26 protein-coding genes and 1 pseudogene are annotated in these 24,211 nt (G+C 65.9%); 15 read left to right on the plus strand and 12 right to left on the minus strand.

The window, feature by feature from the left end; translation table 11 throughout:
• Positions 1–132 precede the first annotated feature (132 nt).
• From H3H36_RS19900 to H3H36_RS19935, 9 genes and pseudogenes are all read right to left on the minus strand, one after another.
• Entirely contained in the window at positions 133–1,071 is a 939-nt protein-coding gene (locus H3H36_RS19900) for a carbohydrate kinase family protein (protein ID WP_182219837.1), read from the minus strand.
• Between the two features lie 11 nt (positions 1,072–1,082).
• Positions 1,083–2,471 (minus strand): DUF3426 domain-containing protein, encoded by a 1,389-nt coding sequence (locus tag H3H36_RS19905; protein WP_229220012.1) that lies wholly within the window; start codon positions 2,469–2,471, stop codon positions 1,083–1,085.
• A gap of 201 nt (positions 2,472–2,672) precedes the next feature.
• Positions 2,673–2,774 (minus strand): annotated as a pseudogene (locus H3H36_RS27855) (MJ0042-type zinc finger domain-containing protein); the annotation flags it as partial.
• Between the two features lie 12 nt (positions 2,775–2,786).
• Positions 2,787–3,725, minus strand: a complete 939-nt coding sequence (prmA, locus tag H3H36_RS19910; protein WP_182219839.1) for a 50S ribosomal protein L11 methyltransferase — start codon at positions 3,723–3,725, stop codon at positions 2,787–2,789.
• On the minus strand, positions 3,725–5,119 hold the full coding sequence (gene accC, locus H3H36_RS19915; protein ID WP_182219840.1) for an acetyl-CoA carboxylase biotin carboxylase subunit: 1,395 nt from the start codon (positions 5,117–5,119) through the stop codon (positions 3,725–3,727). Before accC ends, prmA begins: the two co-directional genes overlap by 1 nt.
• Positions 5,120–5,227: 108 nt before the next feature.
• Entirely contained in the window at positions 5,228–5,698 is a 471-nt protein-coding gene (accB, locus tag H3H36_RS19920) for an acetyl-CoA carboxylase biotin carboxyl carrier protein (protein ID WP_182219841.1), read from the minus strand.
• A 91-nt stretch (positions 5,699–5,789) separates the two neighbouring features.
• Positions 5,790–6,227, minus strand: coding sequence for a type II 3-dehydroquinate dehydratase (gene aroQ / locus H3H36_RS19925; protein WP_182164887.1), 438 nt, complete (start codon positions 6,225–6,227; stop codon positions 5,790–5,792).
• Between the two features lie 84 nt (positions 6,228–6,311).
• Positions 6,312–6,860: a TlpA family protein disulfide reductase gene (locus tag H3H36_RS19930; RefSeq protein WP_182219842.1), complete on the minus strand. Its 549-nt coding sequence runs from the start codon at positions 6,858–6,860 to the stop codon at positions 6,312–6,314.
• The gene (locus H3H36_RS19935; RefSeq protein ID WP_182219843.1) at positions 6,857–7,516 is read right to left on the minus strand and encodes a hypothetical protein; all 660 of its coding nucleotides are present in this window, start codon (positions 7,514–7,516) and stop codon (positions 6,857–6,859) included. The genes H3H36_RS19930 and H3H36_RS19935 overlap by 4 nt, the downstream gene beginning before the upstream one ends.
• 93 nt (positions 7,517–7,609) lie before the next feature.
• Between H3H36_RS19935 and mpl the strand changes: the two genes are divergently transcribed.
• From mpl to corA, 9 genes are all read left to right on the plus strand, one after another.
• On the plus strand, positions 7,610–8,980 hold the full coding sequence (mpl, locus tag H3H36_RS19940) for a UDP-N-acetylmuramate:L-alanyl-gamma-D-glutamyl-meso-diaminopimelate ligase (protein WP_182219844.1): 1,371 nt from the start codon (positions 7,610–7,612) through the stop codon (positions 8,978–8,980).
• Complete coding sequence (locus tag H3H36_RS19945) at positions 8,977–9,555, plus strand: YqiA/YcfP family alpha/beta fold hydrolase (RefSeq protein ID WP_182219845.1); 579 nt, start codon at positions 8,977–8,979, stop codon at positions 9,553–9,555. The genes mpl and H3H36_RS19945 overlap by 4 nt, the downstream gene beginning before the upstream one ends.
• Positions 9,552–10,151: a chorismate--pyruvate lyase family protein gene (locus H3H36_RS19950; RefSeq protein WP_182219846.1), complete on the plus strand. Its 600-nt coding sequence runs from the start codon at positions 9,552–9,554 to the stop codon at positions 10,149–10,151. The genes H3H36_RS19945 and H3H36_RS19950 overlap by 4 nt, the downstream gene beginning before the upstream one ends.
• On the plus strand, positions 10,148–12,208 hold the full coding sequence (locus tag H3H36_RS19955) for a ribonuclease catalytic domain-containing protein (protein ID WP_182219847.1): 2,061 nt from the start codon (positions 10,148–10,150) through the stop codon (positions 12,206–12,208). Before H3H36_RS19950 ends, H3H36_RS19955 begins: the two co-directional genes overlap by 4 nt.
• Positions 12,209–12,324: 116 nt before the next feature.
• Positions 12,325–13,182 (plus strand): TonB family protein, encoded by an 858-nt coding sequence (locus H3H36_RS19960; RefSeq protein ID WP_182219927.1) that lies wholly within the window; start codon positions 12,325–12,327, stop codon positions 13,180–13,182.
• Positions 13,182–14,000: a shikimate dehydrogenase gene (gene aroE / locus H3H36_RS19965; RefSeq protein WP_182219848.1), complete on the plus strand. Its 819-nt coding sequence runs from the start codon at positions 13,182–13,184 to the stop codon at positions 13,998–14,000. Before H3H36_RS19960 ends, aroE begins: the two co-directional genes overlap by 1 nt.
• Positions 13,997–14,713 carry a monofunctional biosynthetic peptidoglycan transglycosylase gene (mtgA, locus tag H3H36_RS19970; RefSeq protein WP_182219849.1) on the plus strand — a complete coding sequence of 239 codons (717 nt, stop codon included), beginning with the start codon at positions 13,997–13,999 and terminating at the stop codon, positions 14,711–14,713. Before aroE ends, mtgA begins: the two co-directional genes overlap by 4 nt.
• 28 nt (positions 14,714–14,741) lie before the next feature.
• On the plus strand, positions 14,742–15,176 hold the full coding sequence (locus tag H3H36_RS19975; RefSeq protein ID WP_182219850.1) for a DUF4124 domain-containing protein: 435 nt from the start codon (positions 14,742–14,744) through the stop codon (positions 15,174–15,176).
• A 233-nt stretch (positions 15,177–15,409) separates the two neighbouring features.
• A complete protein-coding gene (gene corA / locus H3H36_RS19980; RefSeq protein WP_182219851.1) occupies positions 15,410–16,378 on the plus strand; it encodes a magnesium/cobalt transporter CorA in 969 nt (322 codons plus the stop codon).
• 12 nt (positions 16,379–16,390) lie between these two features.
• Here corA and H3H36_RS19985 read toward each other — a convergent pair whose 3' ends face one another.
• Positions 16,391–16,888 (minus strand): hypothetical protein, encoded by a 498-nt coding sequence (locus H3H36_RS19985; RefSeq protein WP_182219852.1) that lies wholly within the window; start codon positions 16,886–16,888, stop codon positions 16,391–16,393.
• Positions 16,889–17,152: 264 nt separating this feature from the next.
• Here H3H36_RS19985 and H3H36_RS19990 point away from each other — a divergent pair, with 264 nt between their 5' ends.
• Both H3H36_RS19990 and H3H36_RS19995 read left to right on the plus strand, forming a co-directional pair.
• Entirely contained in the window at positions 17,153–18,883 is a 1,731-nt protein-coding gene (locus tag H3H36_RS19990; RefSeq protein WP_182164909.1) for an ABC transporter permease, read from the plus strand.
• 26 nt (positions 18,884–18,909) lie between these two features.
• Positions 18,910–20,220: an ABC transporter ATP-binding protein gene (locus H3H36_RS19995; RefSeq protein ID WP_182219853.1), complete on the plus strand. Its 1,311-nt coding sequence runs from the start codon at positions 18,910–18,912 to the stop codon at positions 20,218–20,220.
• Between the two features lie 130 nt (positions 20,221–20,350).
• On the opposite strand, the gene hemL is transcribed toward H3H36_RS19995, so the two are convergent.
• Entirely contained in the window at positions 20,351–21,640 is a 1,290-nt protein-coding gene (hemL, locus tag H3H36_RS20000) for a glutamate-1-semialdehyde 2,1-aminomutase (RefSeq protein ID WP_182219854.1), read from the minus strand.
• Between the two features lie 7 nt (positions 21,641–21,647).
• On the minus strand, positions 21,648–22,505 hold the full coding sequence (thiD, locus tag H3H36_RS20005) for a bifunctional hydroxymethylpyrimidine kinase/phosphomethylpyrimidine kinase (protein WP_182219855.1): 858 nt from the start codon (positions 22,503–22,505) through the stop codon (positions 21,648–21,650).
• Between the two features lie 96 nt (positions 22,506–22,601).
• Between thiD and H3H36_RS20010 the strand changes: the two genes are divergently transcribed.
• The 4 genes from H3H36_RS20010 (at position 22,602) to H3H36_RS20025 (ending at position 24,211) form a co-directional block, all read left to right on the plus strand.
• The gene (locus H3H36_RS20010; protein WP_182165123.1) at positions 22,602–22,754 is read left to right on the plus strand and encodes a rubredoxin; all 153 of its coding nucleotides are present in this window, start codon (positions 22,602–22,604) and stop codon (positions 22,752–22,754) included.
• A 103-nt stretch (positions 22,755–22,857) separates the two neighbouring features.
• Positions 22,858–23,268: a response regulator gene (locus H3H36_RS20015; protein ID WP_182219856.1), complete on the plus strand. Its 411-nt coding sequence runs from the start codon at positions 22,858–22,860 to the stop codon at positions 23,266–23,268.
• An 18-nt stretch (positions 23,269–23,286) separates the two neighbouring features.
• Positions 23,287–23,652: a response regulator gene (locus H3H36_RS20020; RefSeq protein WP_182219857.1), complete on the plus strand. Its 366-nt coding sequence runs from the start codon at positions 23,287–23,289 to the stop codon at positions 23,650–23,652.
• Position 23,653: 1 nt separating this feature from the next.
• Positions 23,654–24,211, plus strand: coding sequence for a chemotaxis protein CheW (locus H3H36_RS20025; protein WP_182219858.1), 558 nt, complete (start codon positions 23,654–23,656; stop codon positions 24,209–24,211).

Consider the following 24,211-nt stretch of genomic DNA (forward strand, 5'->3'; position numbering starts at 1 on the left):
GTACTGAGAAAACGGGCGCGACAAGCGTTTGCGGCTAAGGCAGGCAAGAAATTGCGCCTCGATAAAATCGAGGCGCCGGGACAGTATTATCGACTTGACGCTGGTTGGCTAATGGGTGACCCCGGTTCTTATTTAGTAGCGGTAGCCGAACGCCGCCTCGAAACGGTCCGCGATTTCGGCGGCCGTCATCAGGTGGTTCTGCGCGCCCTTACGCGCGATCTTGATGGCGCCCAACAGGCTGGCCAGGCGGCCCGTCGTCTCCCAGCTCCAGTCGCGCGTGATGCCGAACAGCAGGCCAGCGCGGTAGGCGTCGCCGCAGCCGGTCGGATCGAGCACGGCTTCGGCCTGCACGGCCGGGATTTCGATGCGCTGGCCCTTGGTGTAGATCTCCGAACCCTTGTCGCCGCGCGTGACGATCAGCGCTTCCAGGCGGCTGGCCATGTCCGGCAAGGTCAGGCCGGTGCGGTCCATCAGCAGTTCGATCTCATAGTCGTTGCACGAGACGTAGGTGGCCTTGTCGATGAATTCGATCAGCTGTTCGCCGCTGAACATGGGCAGCTGCTGGCCGGGGTCGAACATGAAGGGGATGCCCAGTTCGGCCAGGTCGGCGGCGTGCTTGAGCATGCCCTCGTGGCCGTCCGGCGAGATGATGGCGACGCGCGCCGGGCCGGCCTTGGCCACCGGGTTCTCGTGCGCGAACGACATGGCGCCGGGGTGGAAGGCGTTGATCTGGTTGTTGTCGGCGTCGGCCGTCACGAAGCACTGGGCCGTGTAGGCGTCCGGCTTGATCAGGATGTTGTCGGTGGCGATGCCGAACTGGCGCAGGCGCTCCAGGTAAGGGCCGCTGTCCTGGCCCATCACGCCGACGATGCGCGGATCGCCCCCCAGCATCTTCAAGGTGTAGGCGATGTTGCCGGAGCAGCCGCCAAATTCCGTGCGCATGGTGGGCACGAGGAACGATACGTTCACCTTGTGCAGCTGGTCGGCCAGCAGCGTGTCGCCGAAGCGGCCGCCAAATTGCATGATGGTGTCGATGGCGAGCGAGCCGCAGATCAGGGTGGTCTGGTTCATTGGATAGGTCTTTACGGATAGAAAACGGCGATGTGATAGCCGGAAGCCTTGAGCTGCTTGAGCTCAAAGTACAGTTTGATCGATTGTTCGGAGTGGGGCGCGAAGCCCTTGCCCAGGTCCGCGTCCGGGCCCAGGTAGTCGCGCGGGGTGAACACGCGGCGCAGCACGGCCTTGTCGTTGGCATCGTCGAGCCGCAGCTCGATGTCGGGCCACGCTTGCGCCGTCGTGCTTTGGTTGCGCAGCAGGGTGGTGAACGAGAACGTGGATTCGCTCAGCGTCTGCAGCTCGCCCTGTTCGATGGTGACATAGTCGATCTGCGCCGGCAGCTCCACCTTGCAGCCCAGCGCCGTGCACAGCGATTGCAGCGCCGGTTTCAGTTGCGGCACGCTGGCCGCCAGCTGGTTGCGGAAGGTGGTGGCGGCCTGGCCCACCAGCGCCCCCACCAGCAGCACCGAGCCGGCGCTCATGGCGATGGTGGCCAGCTTGCCCAGGCGCTGGCGGCGGTGGTGGCGTTTGACGAAGCCCGGTTCTTCCTGCGCGGTGCCGGCGTCGGCGTCCGCGGCCGTGTCGGCGCTGGCCAGCGCCGGTTCGTCGCGGCTGGCCGTGAGCGGCAGCGGCGCGTCAGTCTGCGCGCGTGCGGCGGGCGACAGGTCGACCAGTACTTCGTCCTCGTCATCGGCGTCGGACGGGGCGGCCGGTTCGGCGGCGGCCGGTGGCACGGCGGGCTCACCCCAGATCGGTTCGCGGCGGCCGTCGGCCCGCGCGTTGGTCGCTGGCTCGCTGGCCGCTTCGATTTCCAGTGCGGATCCGGCATCGGCCATGTCTTCCGGTTCGAGCTGGAATGCCTCATCCAGCGTGAACGGGGAAAAGTGCTGTGCTTCGGCCACCGGCGGCTCAAGGTCATGCACGGCTGCCGGCGGCGTGAAGCCGGGTTGCGGTGCTGCTGTGGATGCCGGGATGGCATCGGCGCTGGCGGCCGCCGTGTCACGCGACGCGCTGCCCGGCGCATCCCAGTCCAGTACTTCGGTGGCCGGCTCAAGATCGACGTCCAGGTCCAGTTCCAGCTTGTCTTCGGCGGGCGCCGGTATGGGGGGCAGCGTGGGCGTGGCGTCGATACCGCTGGCGTAGGCGGCGGATGGGGGCAGGGCGAATGGCGCCCCGGACGGGGCATACGCTGTTGCCGGTGGCACATAGCCGGTCTCGGCCGGGATGGCTGGCGCGCTCAGGATCGACGGCGCCGGCAAGGCATCGGCAACCGCATCAACTTCAGCATGGACAACAGCACCGGCATCGGCTTCGCCGGCGTCGGCCGTTTCGAGGGTGTCCAGTTCCAGCGGAGCGCCACTGTCCTCGGCCGCCGGCGCCAAGGCCGTGGCGGCGTGGGTGTCGAGCGCGGCCATGGCGGCATCGAACGGGACGGCGGGCGGTAATGGAACGGGCGAAGGCGCCGGAGCGGCAGCAGGCGTCGGAGCCGAAGCGGAAGCAACAGCGGGAGCAGGAGCCGCGGCGGCGGCAGCCACAGCGGGAACGGGTGTCGGTGCTGGCGCCGGGGCGGGCGGCACGGGCGGCTCCAGCAGGGCCGCATTGCCGTCAAAGACTTCATTGCAGGCGCCGCAGCGCACTATGCCCCCACGTAATTTCAGCTGGTCATGGGCGACCCGAAATATCGTGTTGCAGTGGGGGCATTTAGTGGCGAGCGCCATCGCTGCGGTGGATCAGGCGTCGCGCGCCGGCGGCACCGTGTCGCTGCCGAGCCGGCCATGCAGGGCGACCCAGCCATCCTGCTCGGCCCACACGCCCAGCTTGATGAACGGCGCGTAGGCGGCCGCCACTTCCTCGGCCTGGCGCGCCAGCACGCCCGACAGGATCAGCGCGCCGCCGTCGGCCACGCGGCCCGACAACATGGGCGCCATCAGCTTGAGCGGGCTGGACAGGATGTTGGCCACCACCACGTCGAAACGCTGGTTGGCGTAGGCCGACTGGGCGAACGTGTCGGGCAGGAAGTACTCGACGTCGCACTGGTTGCGCACGCCATTGTCGCGCGCCGATTCGATCGCTTGCGGGTCGATGTCCACGCCCGCCACTTGCGCGGCGCCCAGCTTCTTGGCCACCATGGCCAGGATGCCGGAACCGCAACCGTAGTCGAGCACGGTCTTGCCGGGTGCCGGATGAGCTTCCAGCCACTCCATGCACAGCCGGGTGGTCGGATGGCTGCCGGTGCCGAAGGCCAGGCCCGGGTCCAGTTCCAAAATCAGGGCGTCCGGATCGGGCGCCTCGTGCCAGCTGGGCACGACCCAGATGTTCTTGCCAATGTGGATGGGCGCGAATTGCGACTGGGTCAGGCGCACCCAGTCCTGCTCCTCCACCTTGCGCAGCGTGAACTTGGGCACGCTGGCGAGCTTGATCTGCTCGGCGGCGGCCGCCACGATGGCGGCCTGGTCGGCATCCTGCTCCGTCAGCGCGACCACGCGGCTGTGTTCCCACGCCGCTTCCTTGGGCTCCATGCCCGGCTCGCCGAACAGGGGGCGCTCGGCGTCCGTGCCTTCATCCGCGTCTTCAACGGACACGGACAGGGCGCCCACGTCCATCAGGGCGTCCGACAGGGCTTCGGCGTGGTCACGCGCGATTTCGATGACGATTTCAGTCCAGCTCATTACGATCCTTTGCTGTCGTTCTTGTTGCCCAGGCTCAGTTTGTGCAGCTCGGGCATGTCGGCCAGCTTTTGCTCCAGGTAGTGAATATTGGTGCCGCCTTCGATGAAGCGGGCGTCGATCATCAGTTCGCGGTGCAGCGGAATGTTGGTCTGGATGCCCTCGACCACCATTTCCGACAGCGCGATCTGCATGCGGCGGATCGCCTGTTCGCGCGTGGCGCCGTAGGCGATCAGCTTGCCGATCATCGAATCGTAGTGCGGCGGTACATAATACCCCGCATACGAGTGCGAGTCGACCCGGATGCCGGGGCCGCCCGGCGTGTGCCACGACAGGATGCGCCCTGGCGACGGGGTGAACTTGAACGGGTCTTCGGCGTTGATGCGGCACTCGATGGCGTGGCCGGCCAGCATCACGTCGCGCTGGCGGAAGCGCAGCTTCTCGCCGGCGGCGATGCGGATCTGTTCCTGCACGATGTCGATGCCGGTGATCATTTCCGTGACCGGGTGTTCGACCTGCACGCGGGTGTTCATCTCGATGAAGTAGAACTCGCCGTTTTCATACAGGAACTCGAAGGTGCCCGCGCCGCGGTAGCCGATCTTGCGGCACGCTTCGGCGCAGCGGTCGCCGATCTTCTCGATCAGCTTGCGGGGAATGCCCGGTGCCGGCGCTTCCTCGATCACTTTCTGGTGGCGGCGCTGCATCGAGCAGTCGCGCTCGCCCAGCCAGACCGCGTTCTTGTGCTCGTCGGCCAGGATCTGGATTTCCACGTGGCGCGGATTTTCCAGGTATTTCTCCATGTAGACTTCAGGATTGCCGAAGGCCGTGCCCGCTTCCGTCTTGGTCATGGCCACGGCATTGATCAGGGCCGCTTCCGTGTGCACCACGCGCATGCCGCGTCCGCCGCCGCCACCGGCCGCCTTGATGATGACGGGATAGCCGACCTTGCGCGCGATCTGCACGATGGCCTTGGGATCGTCGGGCAGGGCGCCGTCCGAACCGGGCACGCAGGGCACGCCGGCCTTGATCATGGCTTGCTTGGCCGAGACCTTGTCGCCCATCAGGCGGATCGAGTCGGAGCGGGGGCCGATGAACACGAAGCCCGATTTTTCCACCCGCTCGGCGAAGTCGGCGTTTTCCGACAGGAAGCCGTAGCCGGGGTGGATCGCTTCCGCGTCCGTCACCTCGGCCGCGCTGATGATGGCCGGCATGTTCAGGTAGCTCAACGACGATGGGGCCGGACCGATACATACCGATTCGTCGGCCAGCTTCACGTATTTGGCGTCTTTATCCGCTTCCGAGTGGACGACCACCGTCTTGATGCCCATTTCGCGGCAGGCGCGCTGGATCCGGAGGGCAATTTCGCCACGGTTGGCGATGAGGATTTTTTCAAACATGATAGGTTCGCGTAGGTCTGTGAGCGCCGGCGGGCCGGCGGCTGCTGTAGAGGGGAGTGCGGGGGGAAAGTCGGCGCGCCCCGCCGTGGGCGGGGGCAGGCGAGCGACTTAGCCTATCACAAACAGCGGCTGGCCGAATTCGACCGGCTGGCCGTTCTCGACCAGGATCTGGGTAATGGTGCCGGCCTTGTCGGCGTCGATTTCGTTGAGCAGCTTCATCGCTTCGATGATGCACAGGGTGTCGCCTTCCTTGACGGTGGTGCCCACTTCCACGAACGCCGGGTTGCCCGGTGCCGAGGAGCGGTAGAAGGTGCCCACCATGGGCGACTTGACCACGTGGCCGGCCGGTTCGGCGGCCACGACGGCAGTGGCGGCGGCTGGCGCGGCGGCGGCCACAGGGGCGGGGCCAGGCTGGAATTGCTGCTGCAGGCCTTGTGGCTGCATCATCACGACCTGGTTTTGTGCCATGGCCGAGGACTTGACGATGCGCACTTTGCTTTCGCCTTCGGTCACTTCCAGTTCAGCGATGTCCGATTCGGCGACCAGGTCGATCAAGGTCTTGAGCTTGCGTAAATCCATGTGTAACCCCCAGGAATTATCTTGTATATGAGTGGGTGCAGCGCCGCCTCATGGGCCACGCCGCGCTAAAATTGCGCGCAGATCGCGTAGATTAACGCCTTTTAAGGGCGAAGTCGATGGCAAAGCGATATCCCTCGATGCCCAGGCCGCAGATCGTACCGATTGCTATTGCGCTAAGGAAAGAATGGTGGCGAAACGCTTCGCGCTGGTAAATATTCGATATATGCACTTCAACGAAAGGAATGGCCACACCGGCCAGCGCATCGCGCAGGGCCACGCTGGTGTGGGTCAGTCCACCCGGGTTGATGACGATGGCGTCCACGCCCTCCGTCCTGGCGGCATGGATGCGGTCGATCAACGCACCTTCGTGGTTGCTCTGAAAACAAGACAGCGTCGCGCCGGCGGCCGCGACCTGGGCCTGGGCTGCCTGCTCGACGTCGGCCAACGTGCTTGCGCCGTAGACCTCGGGCTCGCGCGTCCCCAGCAAATTCAGGTTGGGGCCGTTGAGTAACAGGAGGTGTTGTGCCATGGATTCAGGACCATTTTCCGCGAAAGTTCCGCATTTTGCCGCCAACGGAGGGCGATGGCAAGAGAAAAAAAATGATGAAATTGATTACAGGGCGGCCAGGTCGGCGCGCAATTGATCGAACTTCAAACGGCCTAAATACGTTTTCTTGACTTGTCCATCGGCCCCGATCAATACCGTGTATGGCAGGCCGCCGCCGGTGTTGCCGAACTGGCGCGACAGCTCGGTGCCGCCCATGCCGGCCACATAGAGCGGATAGGCGATTTTGAATTTGTTGGCAAATTCGGCGATATTCGAAGGCGAATCAATGCCTATGCCGATAACTTTCAGCTTCTTGCCGGCATCTCCGGCGGCCAGCGCCGACAGCTCCGGCATCTCCTGCACGCACGGCGCGCACCACGGGGCCCAGAAATTGACCAGCAAGGCCTGGCCTTTGTACTGGGCCAGGGCCTGGCTGGCGCCGGCCACGTCGGGCAGCGACTGACTATATAGTGCGTCGACGGGGCCGGTGGCGCCGGGAGCGACCGTGGCCGTCACGGGCGGGGCCGGTTCCTTCTGGTGGGTGCCGACCCAGGCGCCCATGGCGCCGAACAGCAGGGCGATGACCGAATAGGCGATCAGATTATTTTTCTTCATGTTGGAGTATCAACTTTCTCGTCGGGGTGGGTACTGCTGATCAGGAGCGCGCGCACGGTGGCCAGGTCGGCGCGCATCAGCTTGCCGTCGGCGCGCACTTTCTGGGCGCCGCGCAGATCGTCCAGCTCGTACAGGGCCGCGTGCACGCCTTCCTGCTGCCACAGGAAGCTGACCACTTCCACCGGGTCGAACCGGGGCCCCTTGAAGTGGGGCGCTTCCGAAAAGTCCAGCGTCAGGTTCTGGTTCAGCAGGAAGATTTCCACTTCCTTGGCGCTGTCGGCGAACAACTGTAAATGAATGTCGTCGTGGGGGCCGGCCGTGCCGTTGAGCACGGAGCCGGTCAGGTAGGGGCTGAACTTGTCCAGCAACTCCATCACTTGCAGCGCCGCCGTGCGCAGGCGGAACAAATGGGCGGGCTGGGTGTCGGCATGGAACAGGGCCTGGTACAGGCGCACTTCCAGTTCGATTTCCGTGTCGGACGGTAATAGATTGGCGGGCAACATATTAATATTGCCGTGCGCCTCGCCCAGCACCTGGCGCGCGGCCTTGCGTTTGGCGTTGTCGTACTCGGCCCCGTCCTGGGCTATGAGCCGGGCGGCGGCGGCGGCTATTTCCGCGCGCAACTGCCGGGCTTCGTCGTTTGGCTTGGGCATCATGGGGCAAATGATACCTTGAATAGTCAAAAGGGGAAAAACCGCCGGCGTCAGGTAAAATCCCATCTCTGACCATCGTCCCACCGACTTTATCACATGCATATTCATATCCTCGGCATCTGCGGCACCTTCATGGGGGGGCTGGCCGTGCTGGCCAAGCAGGCCGGCCACCGCGTCACCGGCTGCGACGCCAATGTCTACCCGCCCATGAGCACCCAGCTGGAAGCCCAGGGCATCGAGCTGATCCAGGGGTTCGGCGCCGAGCAGGTGCAGCTCAAGCCTGATTTGTACGTGGTGGGCAACGTGGTTACGCGCGGCAATCCGCTGATTGAGGAAATCCTCAACCGCAGCCTGCCCTATGTGTCGGGCCCGCAGTGGATAGGCGAACATATATTACGCAACAAGTGGGTGCTGGCCGTGGCCGGCACGCACGGCAAGACGACCACCTCGGCCATGCTGGCCTGGATCCTGGAAGACGCCGGCTACGCGCCCGGCTTCCTGATCGGCGGCGTGCCCGTCAACTTCGGCATTTCGGCCCGCTTGTCTGGCCCCGGCGTGGATTCGGACTTCTTCGTGATCGAGGCCGACGAGTACGACACGGCCTTCTTCGACAAGCGCAGCAAGTTCGTGCACTACCATGCCAAGACGGCCATCCTGAATAACCTGGAATACGATCACGCCGACATCTTCCCCGATCTGGCCGCCATCGAGACCCAGTTCCACCACCTGGTGCGCACCGTGCCCGGCATTGGCCGGCTCATCGTCAATGGCGATGAAGCGTCGCTGCAGCGGGTGCTGCAACGGGGCTGCTGGAGCGAGCGCGAAACCTTCGGCCTGGCCGACGGCGTCAACTGGACCCTGCGCGAGCATGACGATGGCAGCTTCGACGTGATCTTCAACGGCGAACCATCCGGCACCGTGCGCTGGCAGCTCACGGGCAAGCACAACCGCGCCAACGCGCTGGCCGCCATCGCCGCCGCCCGCCACGTGGGCGTGCCCGTGGCGCAGGCCGCCCAATCGCTGGCCAGGTTCCAGAGCGTCAAGCGGCGCATGGAAGTGCGCGGCGTCGTCAACGATGTCACCGTGTACGACGACTTCGCCCACCACCCGACGGCCATCGCCACCACGGTGGGTGGCCTGCGCCAGAAGCTGGGCAAGGCCAGCCGCATCCTGGCCGTGCTGGAACCGCGTTCCAACACCATGAAACTGGGCGCCATGAAGGATGCGCTGCCCGGCAGCCTGGCGGACGCCGACCGCGTGTTCGGCTACGGCAGCCAGCAGGCGCTGGGCTGGAGCCTGGGCGACGCGCTGGCGCCGCTGGGCGAGCGCGCCAGCGCCTATGAAGACCTCGATGCGCTGGTGGCCGCCATTGCCGCCGCCGCCCGTCCCGGCGACCATATCGTGGTGATGAGCAACGGCGGCTTCGGCGGCGTGCACCAGAAGATCCTGCAGGCGCTGGCCCAATGATCCTTTATCTGCACGGATTCCGTTCCTCGCCCCGCTCCATGAAGGCGCGCCTGGTGGGCGAGCGCATGCAGGCGCTGGGCCTGGGTGCCGACTACCTGTGTCCGCAACTGCCCGCTTCGCCCGAGGCGGCCATGAAACTGGCGCTGGACCTGGTGGACGGCGTGCCGGCCCATGAGCTGGCCCTGATCGGTTCCTCGCTGGGCGGCTATTACGCCACCTGGCTGGCTGAAAAACTCGGTTGCCGCGCGGCCGTACTGAACCCGGCCGTTGTCCCCATGCTGGACCTGGAACCCTACGTGGGCGTGGGTACGCAATACCATACCGACGAGCCGTTCGAATTCAAGCGCGAGTACATAGCGGAGCTGCAAGCGCTGGCCGTGCCGCGCATCACGCGGCCGGAACGCTACTTCCTGCTGGCGGCCACCGGCGACGAAGTGCTGGACTACCGCGACATGGTGGCCCACTACGGGGGCGCGGCCCAGCATGTGATCGCCGGCAGCGACCACGCCATTTCCGGCTTCGCCGATTATGTGGCGCCGGTGCTGGCGTTCTGCGGCGTCGGGGCGGGCCGGTGAGGGCGCCCACGCTGCGGCAGGCGCACTGGTATGGCCACGTCAACGCGCTCAACGCGCCGCCGGCACTGCGGCACTGGCTCACGGGCGGCGGTTCGCTCACGGCCAAGCTCAAGGACCACAGCCAGGCGTTCCGCGTGCAGTGCCTGCACCAGCGTCCGGGGCGCTGCCTGACGGACGAGACGGCGGCCATCGGCCTGCACCGTCCTGGACGCGTGTGGGAACGCGAAGTGCTGCTGCGGTGTGATAATAGGCCCGTCGTGTTCGGCCACACGGTGGTGCCGATGTCGGCCACGGCCACGGACTGGCCCCTGTTCAGCGCGCTGGGCGAACGCTCGCTGGGTTCGACCCTGTTCGGCGACCCGCTGGTGCGGCGCGGAGCATTGCAATATGCGCGCTTGCGCGCAGGCCATCCGCTGATGCAGCGCGCCAGTGCCGCGCTGGAGCTGGACCGGCCACAGATTTTATATGCGCGGCGTTGCCTGTACCGGCGCCGCCAGGGCATGTTGCTGGTGACGGAAGTGTTCCTGCCGGCCGTGCTGGAGCTGGTGCTCCAAACGAAACCGATCACAACGATAACGAATAGAAACGAGCAATGAATTTATTTTTCGAAGAATCCGGCGATTTCAAGGTCGGCACCGTGCTGTCGCAAGCGGGCGAGGCCTACCAGGTGGAACTGGCCAGCGGCAAGCGCACCAAGGTCAAGGTCAAGGATGTGCTGCTGCAGTTCGACAAGCCCACGCCGGCCGAGCTGCACGAGCAGGCCAAGGCCGTCGCGGCCGACATCGACCTGGAATTCCTGTGGGAAGTGGCGGGCGAGGACGAGTTCGGTTTCGCCGATCTGGGCGCCGAATACTTCGGCCACGCGCCGCTGCCGTTCGAGGCGGCCGGCCTGATCCTGAGCCTGCATGGCGCGCCCATCTATTTCTACAAGAAGGGCCGGGGCCGCTACAAGGCCGCGCCCGAGCAATCGCTGCGCGCGGCCCAGGCCGGCATCGAGAAGAAGAAACAGCAAGCCATCATCCAGGCCCAGTACGTGGACGAATTGAAGGCCAACAAGCTGCCTGAGTCCATGCGCAACATCGTGCAGCAACTGCTGTTCAAACCGGACAAGAACGCCATCGAATACAAGGCGCTGGAAGCGGCTTGCGACGAACTGCACACCAACGCCCAGCGCCTGATGCTGGCCGTGGGGGGCGTGGCCTCGCCCAAAGCGCTGCACATGTCGAAATTCCTGTTCGAGAACTTCCCGCGCGGCGCCGGTTTCCCGGACGTGCCGGTGCCCGTGGCGCCCACCGACCTGCCCGTGGCCGAGGTGCGCGCGTTCTCGATCGACGACGTCACCACCACCGAGATCGACGATGCGTTCTCGGTCGTGCGGCTGGACGATGGCACGGTACGGGTCGGCATCCACATCGCCGCGCCCGGCCTGGGCATCAAGCCTGACGACGCGGTCGACAAGATGGCGCGCGCTCGCATGTCCACCGTCTACATGCCCGGCGACAAAATCACCATGCTGCCCGACAGCATCGTGGAAGCGTTCACGCTGGCCGAAGGCAAGACCTGCCCGGCCCTGTCGCTGTATGCCACGCTGAATCCGGCTGACTGGAGCGTGGTGTCCACCGTCACGCGCGCCGAGCTGGTGCCGATCGCCAACAACCTGCGCCACAACGACCTGGACGAGCTGGTCAACGAGGAAACCCTGGCCAGCGGCGTGGGCGAGTATGCGCACAAGGAAGAACTGGCGCTGCTGTGGCAGTGGGCCCAGCACCTGGAGCAGGGCCGCATGGCCAAGCGCGAGGCGTTCGGCTTGAAGCCCGAGCAGAACAACCGCGTCGATTTCAACTTCTACGTGGAAGACGACGTGGTCACCGTCACCCGCCGCAAGCGCGGCGCGCCGCTCGACAAGATCGTGGCCGAGCTGATGATCTTCGCCAACAGCAGCTGGGGCAAGATGATGCACGAGCACGGCGTGCCCGGCATCTACCGCAGCCAGGGCGGCGGCACGGGCGGCTGGGCCGCCAAGATGCAGGTGCGCATGGTCACGCACGCCGCGCCCCACCAGGGCCTGGGCGTGGACCAGTATGCGTGGAGCACCTCGCCGCTGCGCCGCTACACGGACCTGGTCAACCAGTGGCAAATCCTGGCCTGCGCCGAACATGGCGTGACGGCGCCGCTGGTGGCCCCGTTCAAGCCCAAGGACGCCAACCTGTTCGCCATCGTGTCCGCGTTCGACGCGGCCTATGCGGCCTATGCCGACTTCCAGTCCAACATGGAGCGCTACTGGTGCCTGCGCTGGCTGGGCCAGGAGGATGCGCGCCAGGTGGAAGCGGTGGTGCTCAAGGATGAAGTGCTGCGGCTGGTCGATATTCCCCTCATCATCCGCCTGCCCGGCATGCCGCAGGTGGCGCGCGGGGCCCAGGTCAAGCTCGACATTTTGCGGTGGGACGAGGTTGACCTGTCGGTCGAGGCCCGCTTGCTGGAAATCCCGGCCGCCGACGCGGTGGCGACGGATGCCGAGCTCGATTACGAGGACGAGGATGACGTGGGCGCCGTGGAAGCGGCGGCCGAGGAGCAGGCCGAGGCCGCGCCCGTCGCTGACGAACCCGTCATCGTGACGGGCGAGTCGACGGCCGAAGCGCCCTTGACTGAGTAAGAGGCACGGGGCGCTGCGCTAGCCGCCGCCCCAGCGGTTCGGGTTAAAATCAGCCCACTTTGTTTTCCCCTGCGGTCTGGCACAGCGTGAAGTCTCTCCAAGAAAACCGTTTCCTGATGATGGCGTTCGGCGTCTCGCTGCTGGCGCATGGGGCCTTGCTCGCGGTCCATTTCGTCGCGCCCAAGGCATTCAAGGTGGAACCCACCGATCCTGGCCTGGAAGTCATCCTCGTCAACGCCAAGCATGCGCGCGCGCCGCTCAAGGCCGAGGCGCTGGCCCAGGCCAACCTCGATGGCGGCGGCAACGTGGACACGGGCCGCGCCAAGTCGCCGCTGCCCGACATGCGCAAGATGGAGATGGGCGACAGCGTCAAGGCCACCCGGCGCCGCATCGCGGAATTGGAGGAACAGCAGCGCAACCTGCTGAGCCAGGTGAGCAAGCCGACGCCGTTCACGGCCCCGCCCGTGACGGAAAAGAGCAAGCCCGATCCGCTGCCCACGGGCGCCGACCTGCTCGACAGCAGCAAGGCCATCGCCCGCATGGCGGCCGAGATCAGCGAAACCATCGAAGACCAGAACAAGCGGCCCAAGAAAACCTTCATCACGCCCAGCACGCGCGAAGTCGGGTACGCCGAGTACTACAAGACCATGCAGCGCCGGATCGAGGAAGTGGGCACGCTCAACTTCCCGCAGCAGAACGGGCGCAAGCTGTATGGTGAACTGGTGGTCTACATCCCCGTATTCCAGGACGGTTACATCTACACCAAGGATGGCGGCGCGCGCGTCGAGCGCAGCTCCGGCAACCCGGCGCTGGACGCCAAGGCGCTCGAGATCGTGCGGCGCGCGCAACCGTTCGGGCGTTTCCCGCCCAAGATGCTGTCCAGCGACAAGGATGACCTGTGGGTCATCATCACCCGATTCAAATTCACCCGTGAAGAAAAAATGGAAGCAAACCTGAGCGGCGGTGCCCAGTGATGGACCGCTACTGCGTATTCGGCAATCCCATCGCCCATAGCAAATCGCCCGCCATCCACGCCGCGTTCGCGGCCCAGACCGGGCAGTCACTGACTTACGAGGCGCGCCTGGCGCCACTGGACGGCTTCGCGGCCGCCGTGCAGGCCTTCATCGCCGAAGGCGGCAAGGGCGCCAACGTGACCGTGCCGTTCAAGCTCGAAGCCCACAAGCTGGCGCAGGCGCTGACTGTGCGCGCGCAGGCGGCGGGCGCCGTCAACACGCTGCACTTCACGGAGCAGGGCATCATCGGCGACAACACGGACGGCGCCGGCCTGGTGGCCGACATCGTCAACAACGCCGGCGTGGCCATCACGGGCAAGCGGGTGCTGCTGCTGGGCGCCGGCGGCGCCGCGCGCGGCGTGGTGCTGCCCATCCTCGAACACCGGCCGGCCCGGCTCGTGATCGCCAACCGCACCGTGGCCACGGCCGAGGAACTGGCGCGCCAGTTCGCCGCATTGGGTGGCGCCGGGGTGGTCAGCGGCTGCGGCTTCGGGCAGGTGCAAGGGCCGTTCGACATCGTCATCAACGCCACCTCGGCCAGCCTGCAGGGCGACCTGCCGCCGCTGCCAGCCGGCGTGTTCGCACCGGGTACGCTGGCGCTTGACATGATGTATGGCGCCCAGCCCACCGTCTTCATGCAGTACGCGACCGGGCACGGCGCACTGGCGCGCGATGGCCTGGGCATGCTGGTGGAGCAGGCGGCCGAAGCGTTCGCCATGTGGCGTGGCGTGCATCCGGCCACGGGGGAAGTGCTGCACCAGCTGCGGGCCGCGCTGTGAGTGACGCGCGCAAGAAGGACGGCGGCCGGCGGCGCTGGATCAAGTGGCTGGTGATCGCGCCGCTGGCGCTGCTGTTGCTGGTCCAGCTGTACTTCTTCCTCAACATCTGCTGGTGGGTCGATCACAATCCGGGCATGACCAGTTTCATGCGCGAGCAGCAGGCCGCCCTGCGCGAGAAGAACCCGAACGCCAACATCCAGCAGCTGTGGGTGCCGTATGCGCGGATCTCGAATAACCTCAAGCGCGCCATCATCGCCTCGGAGGACGCCAACTTCTCCGAGCACGACGGCGTGGACTGGGATGCGCTGCAAAAGGCCTACGAAAAGAACAGCCAGAAGCACAAGGTGGTGCGCGGCGGTTCCACCATCACCCAGCAGCTGGCCAAGAATCTGTTCCTGTCCGGCTCGCGCAGCTACCTGCGCAAGGGGCAGGAGCTGGTCATCACCTACATGCTGGAAGCGGTGATGGACAAGGAACGCATCTTCGAGATCTACCTGAACGTGGTCGAATTCGGCACCGGCATCTTCGGCGCGGAAGCGGCGGCGCGCCACTACTACGGCGTGAGCGCGGCCAACCTGGGCGCGGCGCAGGCGGCCAAGCTGGCCGTGATGCTGCCCAATCCGCGCTTTTTCGACAAGCACCGCGATTCCGGCTACCTGGCGCGCCGCACCGGCGTGATCCTGCACCGCATGGGCGCGGCCGAACTGCCTTGATGTTCCACTTGTGAGAAGGAGAAGTGCGATGCGACGTATCCCCTACCAGCGCGGCCTGGGCCTGATCCAGGTCGCCATCGTGATGGCGACGCTGGCCGCCATCGCCATGGCCGCCATGATGTCGATGCGCAGCGAGCGCAATCTGTTCGCCGAGGCGCTGGGCAAGCTGACCGGCCATGCGCCGGCGCAGGCCCAGGGCGCGGCGCCGGGCACACCTGCCGGCGCGGCCGCTGCGGCGGCCCAGCCGGCGCAGCCCGAGCGTCCGGCCGGGGTGCTGCGCAAGTGCGTCATCGACGGCAAGACGGTGCTGTCGGACGTTGACTGTAATGGCAATCCAAACGGCACCATCGTCAAGGTGCACGAAACGCGGGGCATCGAATCGCCCAAGGTGCCCAAGCCGGAACCGGCCGCCGACGGCGCGCCCACCGTGCAGGACAAGATGATCGAGAAGGCCACCCGCTAAAAGAGCGGGGTCAGGTCCGGCATCACGCCACGCTAAAAGAGCGGGGTCAGGTCCGGCATCACGCCATGGGTGCCAGTTGGGCGACTTTCATGTCACCAATTTGGCACGATGCCGGACCTGACCCCGACATAAAAAAAGGTCGTGCCGGGGTGGCCGGCGGCGGGGCGAGCAGGTACACTTGCGCTGTTTTGGCGCGCCGCGCCGCGTCCCTCCTTCGTCGTCCGAGAGTGCCCATGATTAATGTCTTCGTTCTGCAAAACGGCCGGCTCAACCAGGTTCCCATCGATACCCGCGCCGACCTGGAGAACGTGGCGCCGGTCTGGGTCGACCTGACCGATCCGAACGAGGACGAGCGGGCCTGGGTCAAGGCCATCTACGGCGTAACCCTGCCGGGCGAGGATGAAGTCAAGGACATCGAGGCCTCGGCCCGCTACTACGAGGCCGAAAACGGCGACCTGCACCTGCGCACCGATTTCCTGCTGGAGGAGGACGACGGCCCGTCGCGCGTGGTGACGGTGGCCTTCATCCTGGCCCGCAAGATGCTGTTCTCGGTGCACACGGACGATTTGCCCGTGTTCCGCCTGGTGCGCATGCGCGCCCGCTCGCGCCCCGGCTCGATCGCCGACTACATGGACGTGCTGCTGGACCTGTACGCGACGGACGCCGAATACTCGGCCGACGCGCTCGAAGGCATCTACCTGCACCTGGAGGAAGTGAGCGCGCGCGTGCTGCAAAAGCAGTTCACCGACCAGGACGCGGCCGCCGCCCTGAACGCGATCGCGCTGGAGGAGGACTTGAACGGCCGCATCCGCCGCAACATGATGGACACCCGGCGCGCCGTCAGCTTCCTGATGCGGGGGCGCCTGCTCAACACGGAGCAGTTCGAGGAGGCGCGCCAGATCCTGCGCGACATCGAATCGCTGGACGGCCACACCTCCTTCCTGTTCGATAAGATCAACTTCCTGATGGACGCCACGGTCGGCTTCATCAACATCAACCAGAACAAGATCATCAAGATCTTCTCCGTGGCCAGCGTGGCCTTCCTGCCGCCGACCTTGATCGCGTCCATCTACGGCATGAACTTCCGCGGCTGGTTCCCGGAGCTGGAGTGGTCGCTGGGCTATCCGTTCGCGTTGCTGCTGATGGTCACCAGCGCCATCGCGCCGTTCTGGTACTTCCGCCGGCGCGGCTGGCTCAAGTGACGCGCGCAGCTACTACGCCGCGCGCGGGCTGAATTCCAGCGACAGGGTGCTGAAGTAGGGCGCCGTGCTCCATTGCCGGTGCAGCGCCAGTGCCCGTTCGTACAGGCAGCTGCGCACGTCGAACTGGGAAAAGTCGAACGGTTGCTTGTCGCGCGCGTGGCAGGCCTGGGCGGCGCCGTCCAGGAACGCTTCCTCGTCGAAATCGCCTTGCCATAACTGGGCCTGCAGGCCGGCCACGATGGCTTCGGTCTGCACCGCCTCCAGTTCCGCCGTGTCGTTGGCCGGGGCGTGGGCCGAGGCCATTACCTGTTCGACGTCGGCGCCGCGCGCCACCAGGCTGAGAAAGCCGTGGCGCAGCGGCAGCGCCGACTCGACCACGTAATGGAGCAGGTCGTGCGGCAGGATGCCCTGGCGCGGCATCAGCGTGTCGGTGCAGCTGCCGTTGTTGCGCACGAAGCGCAGCACGTCGTACAGGTCGTTTTTCGAACGTTTTTCGGCGATCAGTTTCATGGCGCTACAGTGTTGCAAATGATAAACAGAATTATGACGTGAATATCATGCTTGCAAATTCACCAACTATCACACATTGAATAAAATTTCAAAAATAATCGAATTCTGAAATAATATTTCATTGTCCGGCGGGCTGTTTGGCGGCCCTTGCCTATCCATTAGAATGGCGCCGGGCGTCACTTTGCCGTCACGATCATCAGTTAAACTAGCGGGATTTTTCCGCCTGCGTCACAACGCGCGCGGTCGCCAGAGAAAGAACCAGCAATGACAAAAAAACGGCAATTTTTCCCCCGCCAGGTGGTCGAAGCGGGCGGCAACCGGTGGGACCTGGCCATGCTGCCCATCGTGCTGGCCGTGTTCGTGCTGCTGGCCTACGGCAGCCAGCAGATGGTGCGCCCCTACGCCGTGGGCGAGACGCTGCCGCTGTCGCTGGAACCGTACTACCTGCCGTACTACCTGCTGCGCACCACGCTGCGCATGTTCATCGCGCTGGGCGCGTCGATGGTGTTTTCCTGCGTGTTCGCCGCCCTCACCACCAAGTACCGGCTGGCCGAGAAGGTGCTGGTGCCGCTGCTCGACATCCTGCAATCGATCCCCATCCTGGGCTTTTTGTCGATCACGGTGACAGCCTTCATCGCCCTGTTCCCCGGTAATCTGCTGGGGGTGGAATGCGCCGCCATCTTCGCCATCTTCACCTCGCAGGCGTGGAACATGGCGTTCTCCGCCTACCAGGGCTTCCGCACCGTGCCGTCCGAACTGTCGGAGGCGGCCAGCGTGTTCCAGCTGTCGGGCTGGCAGCGCTTCTGGCGCCTGGAGCTGCCGTTCGCCATGCCCGGCCTGTTGTGGAACATGATGATGTCCATGTCCGGCGGCTGGTTCTTCGTGGTGGCGTCGGAGGCGATCTCGGTATCGAACCAGAACATCAAGCTGCCCGGCATCGGCTCCTACATCGCGCTGGCCATCGAGCAGCGCGACCTGGGCGCCATCGGCTGGGCCATCACGGCCATGCTGGTGGGCGTGCTGCTGTACGACCAGCTGTTCTTCCGCCCGCTGCTGGCGTGGGCCGACAAATTCCGCTTCGAGGAGACGGGCAGCGATACGGCGCAGGAGTCGTGGCTGCTCACCTGGCTGCGCCGCACGGAACGCACGCAGCAACTGGTGGAGTGGTGCGGCGGCCTGCTGGCCCGCTCGATCGCCATGTTCCGCCTGCAGCACGATGGCACCTCGATCCGCGCCCGGCCGCAGCAAGCGTCGCTGCTGCCGCAGCGGGTGTGGGACGCCGTGATCGCGGCCGTCGTGTTCTACGCCTTGTGGGAGCTGGGCCACTTCATCCGCGCCGAAGTGGGCTGGAGCGAAGTGGGACGGGTGCTGGTGCTGGGCCTGTACACCTTGTCGCGCGTGCTGCTGTTGCTGGCGCTGGCGGCGCTGGTGTGGGTGCCGGTGGGCGTGTGGATAGGCATGCACCCGCGCTGGGCCTCGCGCACCCAGGCCGTGGCCCAGTTCATGGCCGCGTTCCCGGCCAACCTGGTGTTCCCGGTGGCCGTGGTGGCCATCGTGCGCTTCCATTTGAACCCCGACATCTGGCTGTCGCCGCTGATGATCCTGGGCACCCAGTGGTATCTGCTGTTTAACGTGATCGCCGGCGCCTCCACGGTGCCGACGGAACTGCGCCACGCGGCCCACAACTTCGGCCTGACGGGCTGGCTCAAATGGCGGCGCTACCTGCTGCCGGCCATCTTCCCCAGTTTCGTCACGGGCGCCATCACGGCCAGCGGCGGTTCGTGGAACGCCTCCATCGTGGCCGAATACGTGAGCTGGGGCGACACCACCGTCAAGGCCCATGGCCTGGGCAGCTACATCGCCGAGATGACGGCCAAGGGCGACTTCCCCCGTATCGCGCTGGGCATCGGCGTGATGTGCATCTTCGTGATGGGCTTTAACCACTTCGTGTGGCGCCGCCTGTACACGATGGCCGAAAGCCGGCTGCACTTCTGAATTCACTGATTTGAAAGACTGACACAATGAGCACCCCCATCGTTGAACTGAAAGCGGTCGGCAAGCATTTCCGGGCCGCCGACGGCTCCGCCCGTTCCGTGCTCGAAGGCGTGGATTTCACGCTGCGCGAAGGCGAGATCGTGGCGTTGCTGGGCCAGTCCGGCTCCGGCAAGTCCACCATGCTGCGCATCATGGCCGGCCTGATCCAGGCCGACGAAGGCCAGGTGCTGTACCGCGGCATGCCGCTGTACGGCACCGCGCGCGGCATCCGCATGGTGTTCCAGTCGTTCGCCCTGTTCCCGTGGCTGACGGTGCAAAAGAACGTGGAGCTGGGCCTGGAGGCGCAGGGCATGGCGGCCGAGGAACGGGCGCGCCGGGCCGAGAAGGTGATCGATCTGATCGGCCTGTCCGGCTTCGAAGGCGCGCTGCCGCGCGAGCTGTCGGGCGGCATGCGCCAGCGCGTGGGCATCGCGCGCGCGCTGGTGATGGAGCCGGAAGTGCTGCTGATGGACGAGGCGTTCTCCGCGCTCGACGTGCTGACGGGCGAGCGGCTGCGCGAGGAGATTTTGGAACTGTGGCAGTCGGGCCGCATCCCGACCAAGGCTATCCTGGTGGTGTCGCACAACATCGAGGAAGCCGTGATGATGGCGGACCGGGTGCTGATCTTCGCCAGCGATCCGGGCCGGGTGCGGGCCGAGCTGCCCATTTCGCTGCCGCAGCCGCGCAAGGCGGCGGGGCCGGAAGTGCGGGCCCTGATCGACAAGGTGTACGAACTGATGACGGCCGGCGCCGCCCGTCCGGGCCTGATCAGCGAGAAGGAAGTCAAGCTGGCGCTGGGCGACCGCCTGCCGCAGGCTGACATCTCGCACATGGAAGCGATCCTGGAACTGCTGGCCGAGGAACCGTTCTCGGGCCGCGCCGACCTGCCGCAGCTGGCCGAGGAAACGGAGCTGACGGACGACGAACTGCTGCAAGTGCTGAACGCCCTGATCCTGCTCGGTTTCGCCTACCTGACCAGCGGCGACATCCTGCTCACGCAACTGGGCAGCGCCTACGTGGCGGCCGACAACACGGCGCGCCAGGAGATCTTCGGCAAGCAGTTGCTGGAACACGTGCCGCTGGTGGCCTACATCTGCCACGGCCTGTCGCAGGACAAGTCGGGCGATTTGCCGGAAGACCTGTTCCTCAAGCTGCTGCGCTTCACCCTGAGCGAGGACGAGGCGGAACGGGCGCTGCGGGTGGCCATCGAATGGGGCCGTTACGGCGACCTGTTCGAGTACAACTTCAACACGGGCGTGATCCAGAAGCCCAGGGACGAGGCGCCGGCGGCGGACTAAGCCGCGAAAAACCGGGGATGGAAAAATGCTGGACGGAAAAATCGGGGACGGACCCCGGTTTTCCCGCAGAGGAAAACCGGGGTCCGTCCCCGATTTTTCCGTCCAGCATTTTTCCCGTCCCTATCCGGCCTCAGGCGGCCAGCCTGGCGAACACGCGGCGCGCGGCGGCGATGGTCTCGTCGATCACGGCGTCGCTATGCTGGGCCGATACGAAGCCCGCTTCGAACGCGGCCGGCGCGAAGTACACGCCTTCGTCCAGCATGGCGTGGAAGAACACGTTGAAGCGCTCGCGGTCGCCGGCCATCATCTCGGCGTAGTTGCGCGGCGGCGTGGCGCTGAAGTACAGGCCGAACATGCCGCCGATGGCGTCGGCGCAGAACGTCACGCCGGCGTCGCGCGCCGCTGCCGTCAGGCCGTCAGCCAGACGCTTGGCGGTGGCGCTCAGCTTGTCGTAGAAGCCCGGCTGCTGGATCAGCTTGAGCGTGGTCATGCCGGCCGCCACCGCCACCGGGTTGCCCGACAGCGTGCCAGCCTGGTAGACAGCGCCCAGCGGCGCCATCTTGCTCATCAGCTCCGCGCTGCCGCCGAAGGCCGCCACCGGCAGGCCGCCGCCGATCACCTTGCCCAGCGCCGTCAGGTCCGGCTTGATGCCATACACGTGCTGGGCGCCACCGAGGGCCACGCGGAAGCCGCACATCACTTCGTCGAAGATCAGGATCGCGCCATGCTTGGTGCACAGCGCGCGCATGGCTTGCAGGAAGGCGGGGCTGGCCTTGATCAGGTTCATGTTGCCGGCCACCGGCTCCACGATCACGCAGGCGATCTGGTCGCCCATTTCCGCGAACGCGTTCTCGAGCTGTTCCACGTTGTTATAGTCGAGCACCAGGGTGTGCTTGACGAAGTCCTCCGGCACGCCGGCCGAGGTGGGGTTGCCGAAGGTGAGCAGGCCACTGCCCGCTTTGACCAGCAGCGAATCCGCATGGCCGTGGTAGCAGCCTTCGAACTTGACGATCTTGTCGCGGCCCGTGGCGCCGCGCGCCAGGCGCAGCGCGCTCATGGTCGCTTCCGTGCCCGACGACACCAGGCGCACCTGCTCGATCGACGGCACCAGCTTGCAGATTTCCTCGGCCATGTCGATTTCCGCTTCCGTCGGCGCGCCGAACGACAGGCCGCGCGCGGCCGCCTCTTGCACGGCCCGCACCACGTCCGGGTGGGCGTGGCCGACGATGGCCGGGCCCCAGGAGCCGATGTAGTCGATGTAGCGCTTGTCGTCGGCGTCCCAGAAGTAGGGGCCTTCGGCGCGCGTGATGAAGCGCGGCGTGCCACCCACCGAGCGGAACGCGCGCACCGGCGAGTTGACGCCGCCGGGCGTGGTTTTCTGGGCGCGGGCAAACAGCTTGTCGTTGTTCGAGATGGTCATGGCTTGATCAGTCCTGGGTGAGGTTGTGGCCGGGCGCGGCAGGGGCCGCGCTCAGGCCGAAGAATCGGTTCGGTACCAGCTTGCCCATGCCGTAGCGCTGGGCGTGGGTGAGCGCGGCGTGCGTGAATTGCTGCGCCGCGCGCACGGCGTGCGCGGCGTCCGCGCCGCGCGCCATGTGGGCCGCGATGGCGGCCGACAGCGTGCTGCCGGCGCCGATGAAGGGGCCGGCCAGGTGCTGCCAGCTGTCGTGGCGCACGCGCCCGTCGGCACCGTACAGGGTGTTGGCGTAGTGGCCGTCGGCCTGACCTTCGGTGGCGGCGGTGCCGGTCACCAGCACGTATTCGCAGCCCAGGGCCAGCAGGTAGTCGATGTCGGCTTCGATGGTGGCGTCCTCGCCGTCGCGCCAGGTTTCGGCCAGCCGGCCCAGCTCCACTTGCGACAGCATCAGCAGCGAGGCCTGCGGCACGATCAGCTGGCGCAGCACGGTCAGCAGCTCGTCCTGGGCCTCGTCGCCCTGGGCCGGCAGGCGCGAGCTGAACGGATCGAGGATCAGCGGCGCGTCCGGGTAGTCCGACAGGATCTCGGCGATGGCCGCCACCTGCTCCACGTTGGTCAGCGCGCCCACCTTGAAGGCGGCCATGGTCATGTCCTCGAGCAGCACGCGGGCCTGGTCGCAGACCCAGTCCGGGTCCGTTTCCTGCACGTCCTCGATGCGGGCGCTGTCGCCGATCAGCAACGCCGTGGTGACCGGCAGGCCGGTGCAGGACAGCGCGGAAAAAGTGGCCAGGTCGGCCTGGACGCCCATGGCGCCCACCGGGTCGCAGGCGCCGAAGCTCAATATCAGGGGAGAAGTTTGGTTTTGCACGACGGGTGGATTAAGATACCTGATTCAACATTTTACTAGATTGAAGGGTGAGAGAACGTGAGTAGCAATGAAACAACGCAGGAGTTCCAGACCTGGATGTGCCTCATTTGCGGTTGGGTTTATGATGAGGCGGCCGGCTTGCCGGAGGAAGGCATTGCGCCCGGCACCCGCTGGGCCGACGTGCCGATGAACTGGACTTGTCCCGAATGCGGCGCCCGCAAGGACGATTTCGAGATGGTGGCGTTGTAGACTGCTGACTCTAAATGGCCGGCGGCGGCGCCGCGGTATGCTCACAGTGTGCCGCACGGCGCCGCTCTGTGTTATCGTGTAGCAACTTTTCAGCGAACCGACTATGACCACGCCGCAAGCTACCGCATTGAAAATCATGGTGATCGACGACAGCAGCACGATACGCCGCTCCGCCGAGATCTTCCTGACCCAGGCCGGCTACCAGGTGGTGCTGGCCGAGGATGGCTTTGACGCGCTGGCCAAGATCAACGACCACCATCCGGCCCTGATCTTCTGCGACATCCTGATGCCGCGGCTGGACGGCTACCAGACCTGCGCGCTGATCAAGAAGAGCGCCAAATTCCATACCACGCCGGTGCTCATGCTGTCATCCAAGGATGGCCTGTTCGAACGCGCGCGCGGCGCCATGGTGGGCTCGGCCGCCTATCTGACCAAACCATTTACCAAGGACAGCCTGCTAAGCGCCGTGCGCGAGCACACCGGCGGCGCGCCGGCTGTCCCCTCGAACACCTAGCAAGCAGCAGGGGGAAGCATGGCCATACAACGCATACTGATCGTCGACGACTCGCCCACCGAGCGTTACTACCTGACCGACATCCTGGTCAAGAACGGCTTTTCCGTCTCCACCGCCAACAACGGCGAGGAAGCGCTGGCCAAGATCAAGGCCGACAAGCCACAACTGATCCTGATGGACGTGGTGATGCCGGGCGCGAACGGCTTCCAGGTCACGCGCTCGATCGCGCGCGACCCGGAACTGCAGGACGTGCCGGTGATTATCTGCTCCAGCAAGAACCAGGAGACGGACCGCATCTGGGGTTTGCGCCAGGGCGCCAGGGAGTACCTGGTCAAGCCGGTGGACGCGGCCGAACTGCTGGCCAAGATCGCGGCGCTGGGCTGACATGGCGCACCCCGGCCAGGAACAGGAAAGCCAGGCAGGCGGCGCCGAGCGGCGCAGCCGGCTGCGCCAATACCAGGTGCAGCTGCTGGAACGGATGCAGGCGGCCAAGAGCGGCGTGGCGGCCGGCGGGCGCGAGCTGGGCGTGCTGCTGGGCGGCCAGCCCTGCCTGCTGGACCTGACCCAGGTCAGCGAGATCGCCCCGCTGCAGCCGGTCACGCCGGTGCCGCTGGCCCAGCCCTGGTACCTGGGCCTGGCCAGCATCCGCGGCACCCTGACGGGCATCATCGACCTGGCCAGCTTCCGCGGCCAGGGCGCCGTGGCGGCCGGCGGCGACAGCCGCATGGTCACCTTCGCGCCGGCGCTGGGCTTTAACTGCGCGCTGCTGGTGGAGCGGGTGCTGGGCTTGCGCAAGCTCGATGACATGACGCCGGCCGCGCTACCCGCTGGCGCCCCGCCCTGGTGCGGCCAGCAATTCCAGGACGGCGAGGGCCAGCGCTGGACCCGCATCGACCTGGCCCAGCTGGTGCGCGATCCGCGCTTCCTGCAAGTGGGCTTGTAG

Source organism: Rugamonas fusca (genome assembly GCF_014042365.1).
In the GTDB taxonomy this organism is placed as follows: Bacteria; Pseudomonadota; Gammaproteobacteria; order Burkholderiales; family Burkholderiaceae_D; genus Rugamonas; species Rugamonas fusca.

What these genes read in the sequence shown, in the direction of transcription:
- H3H36_RS20015 (WP_182219856.1), top strand. Translation starts at nt 22,858, where the DNA reads ATGACCACGCCGCAAGCTACCGCATTGAAAATCATGGTGATCGACGAC.
- accB (WP_182219841.1), bottom strand. Translation starts at nt 5,698, where the DNA reads ATGGATTTACGCAAGCTCAAGACCTTGATCGACCTGGTCGCCGAATCG.
- H3H36_RS19935 (WP_182219843.1), bottom strand. Translation starts at nt 7,516, where the DNA reads ATGATGCCCAAGCCAAACGACGAAGCCCGGCAGTTGCGCGCGGAAATA.
- H3H36_RS20025 (WP_182219858.1), top strand. Translation starts at nt 23,654, where the DNA reads ATGGCGCACCCCGGCCAGGAACAGGAAAGCCAGGCAGGCGGCGCCGAG.
- aroE (WP_182219848.1), top strand. Translation starts at nt 13,182, where the DNA reads ATGGACCGCTACTGCGTATTCGGCAATCCCATCGCCCATAGCAAATCG.
- H3H36_RS20010 (WP_182165123.1), top strand. Translation starts at nt 22,602, where the DNA reads ATGTGCCTCATTTGCGGTTGGGTTTATGATGAGGCGGCCGGCTTGCCG.
- corA (WP_182219851.1), top strand. Translation starts at nt 15,410, where the DNA reads ATGATTAATGTCTTCGTTCTGCAAAACGGCCGGCTCAACCAGGTTCCC.
- mpl (WP_182219844.1), top strand. Translation starts at nt 7,610, where the DNA reads ATGCATATTCATATCCTCGGCATCTGCGGCACCTTCATGGGGGGGCTG.
- hemL (WP_182219854.1), bottom strand. Translation starts at nt 21,640, where the DNA reads ATGACCATCTCGAACAACGACAAGCTGTTTGCCCGCGCCCAGAAAACC.
- H3H36_RS19990 (WP_182164909.1), top strand. Translation starts at nt 17,153, where the DNA reads ATGACAAAAAAACGGCAATTTTTCCCCCGCCAGGTGGTCGAAGCGGGC.
- H3H36_RS19930 (WP_182219842.1), bottom strand. Translation starts at nt 6,860, where the DNA reads ATGAAGAAAAATAATCTGATCGCCTATTCGGTCATCGCCCTGCTGTTC.
- H3H36_RS19905 (WP_229220012.1), bottom strand. Translation starts at nt 2,471, where the DNA reads ATGGCCGCGCTCGACACCCACGCCGCCACGGCCTTGGCGCCGGCGGCC.
- H3H36_RS20020 (WP_182219857.1), top strand. Translation starts at nt 23,287, where the DNA reads ATGGCCATACAACGCATACTGATCGTCGACGACTCGCCCACCGAGCGT.
- H3H36_RS19900 (WP_182219837.1), bottom strand. Translation starts at nt 1,071, where the DNA reads ATGAACCAGACCACCCTGATCTGCGGCTCGCTCGCCATCGACACCATC.
- H3H36_RS19985 (WP_182219852.1), bottom strand. Translation starts at nt 16,888, where the DNA reads ATGAAACTGATCGCCGAAAAACGTTCGAAAAACGACCTGTACGACGTG.
- H3H36_RS19960 (WP_182219927.1), top strand. Translation starts at nt 12,325, where the DNA reads ATGATGGCGTTCGGCGTCTCGCTGCTGGCGCATGGGGCCTTGCTCGCG.
- prmA (WP_182219839.1), bottom strand. Translation starts at nt 3,725, where the DNA reads ATGAGCTGGACTGAAATCGTCATCGAAATCGCGCGTGACCACGCCGAA.
- H3H36_RS19945 (WP_182219845.1), top strand. Translation starts at nt 8,977, where the DNA reads ATGATCCTTTATCTGCACGGATTCCGTTCCTCGCCCCGCTCCATGAAG.
- H3H36_RS19995 (WP_182219853.1), top strand. Translation starts at nt 18,910, where the DNA reads ATGAGCACCCCCATCGTTGAACTGAAAGCGGTCGGCAAGCATTTCCGG.
- aroQ (WP_182164887.1), bottom strand. Translation starts at nt 6,227, where the DNA reads ATGGCACAACACCTCCTGTTACTCAACGGCCCCAACCTGAATTTGCTG.
- accC (WP_182219840.1), bottom strand. Translation starts at nt 5,119, where the DNA reads ATGTTTGAAAAAATCCTCATCGCCAACCGTGGCGAAATTGCCCTCCGG.
- H3H36_RS19955 (WP_182219847.1), top strand. Translation starts at nt 10,148, where the DNA reads ATGAATTTATTTTTCGAAGAATCCGGCGATTTCAAGGTCGGCACCGTG.
- H3H36_RS19975 (WP_182219850.1), top strand. Translation starts at nt 14,742, where the DNA reads ATGCGACGTATCCCCTACCAGCGCGGCCTGGGCCTGATCCAGGTCGCC.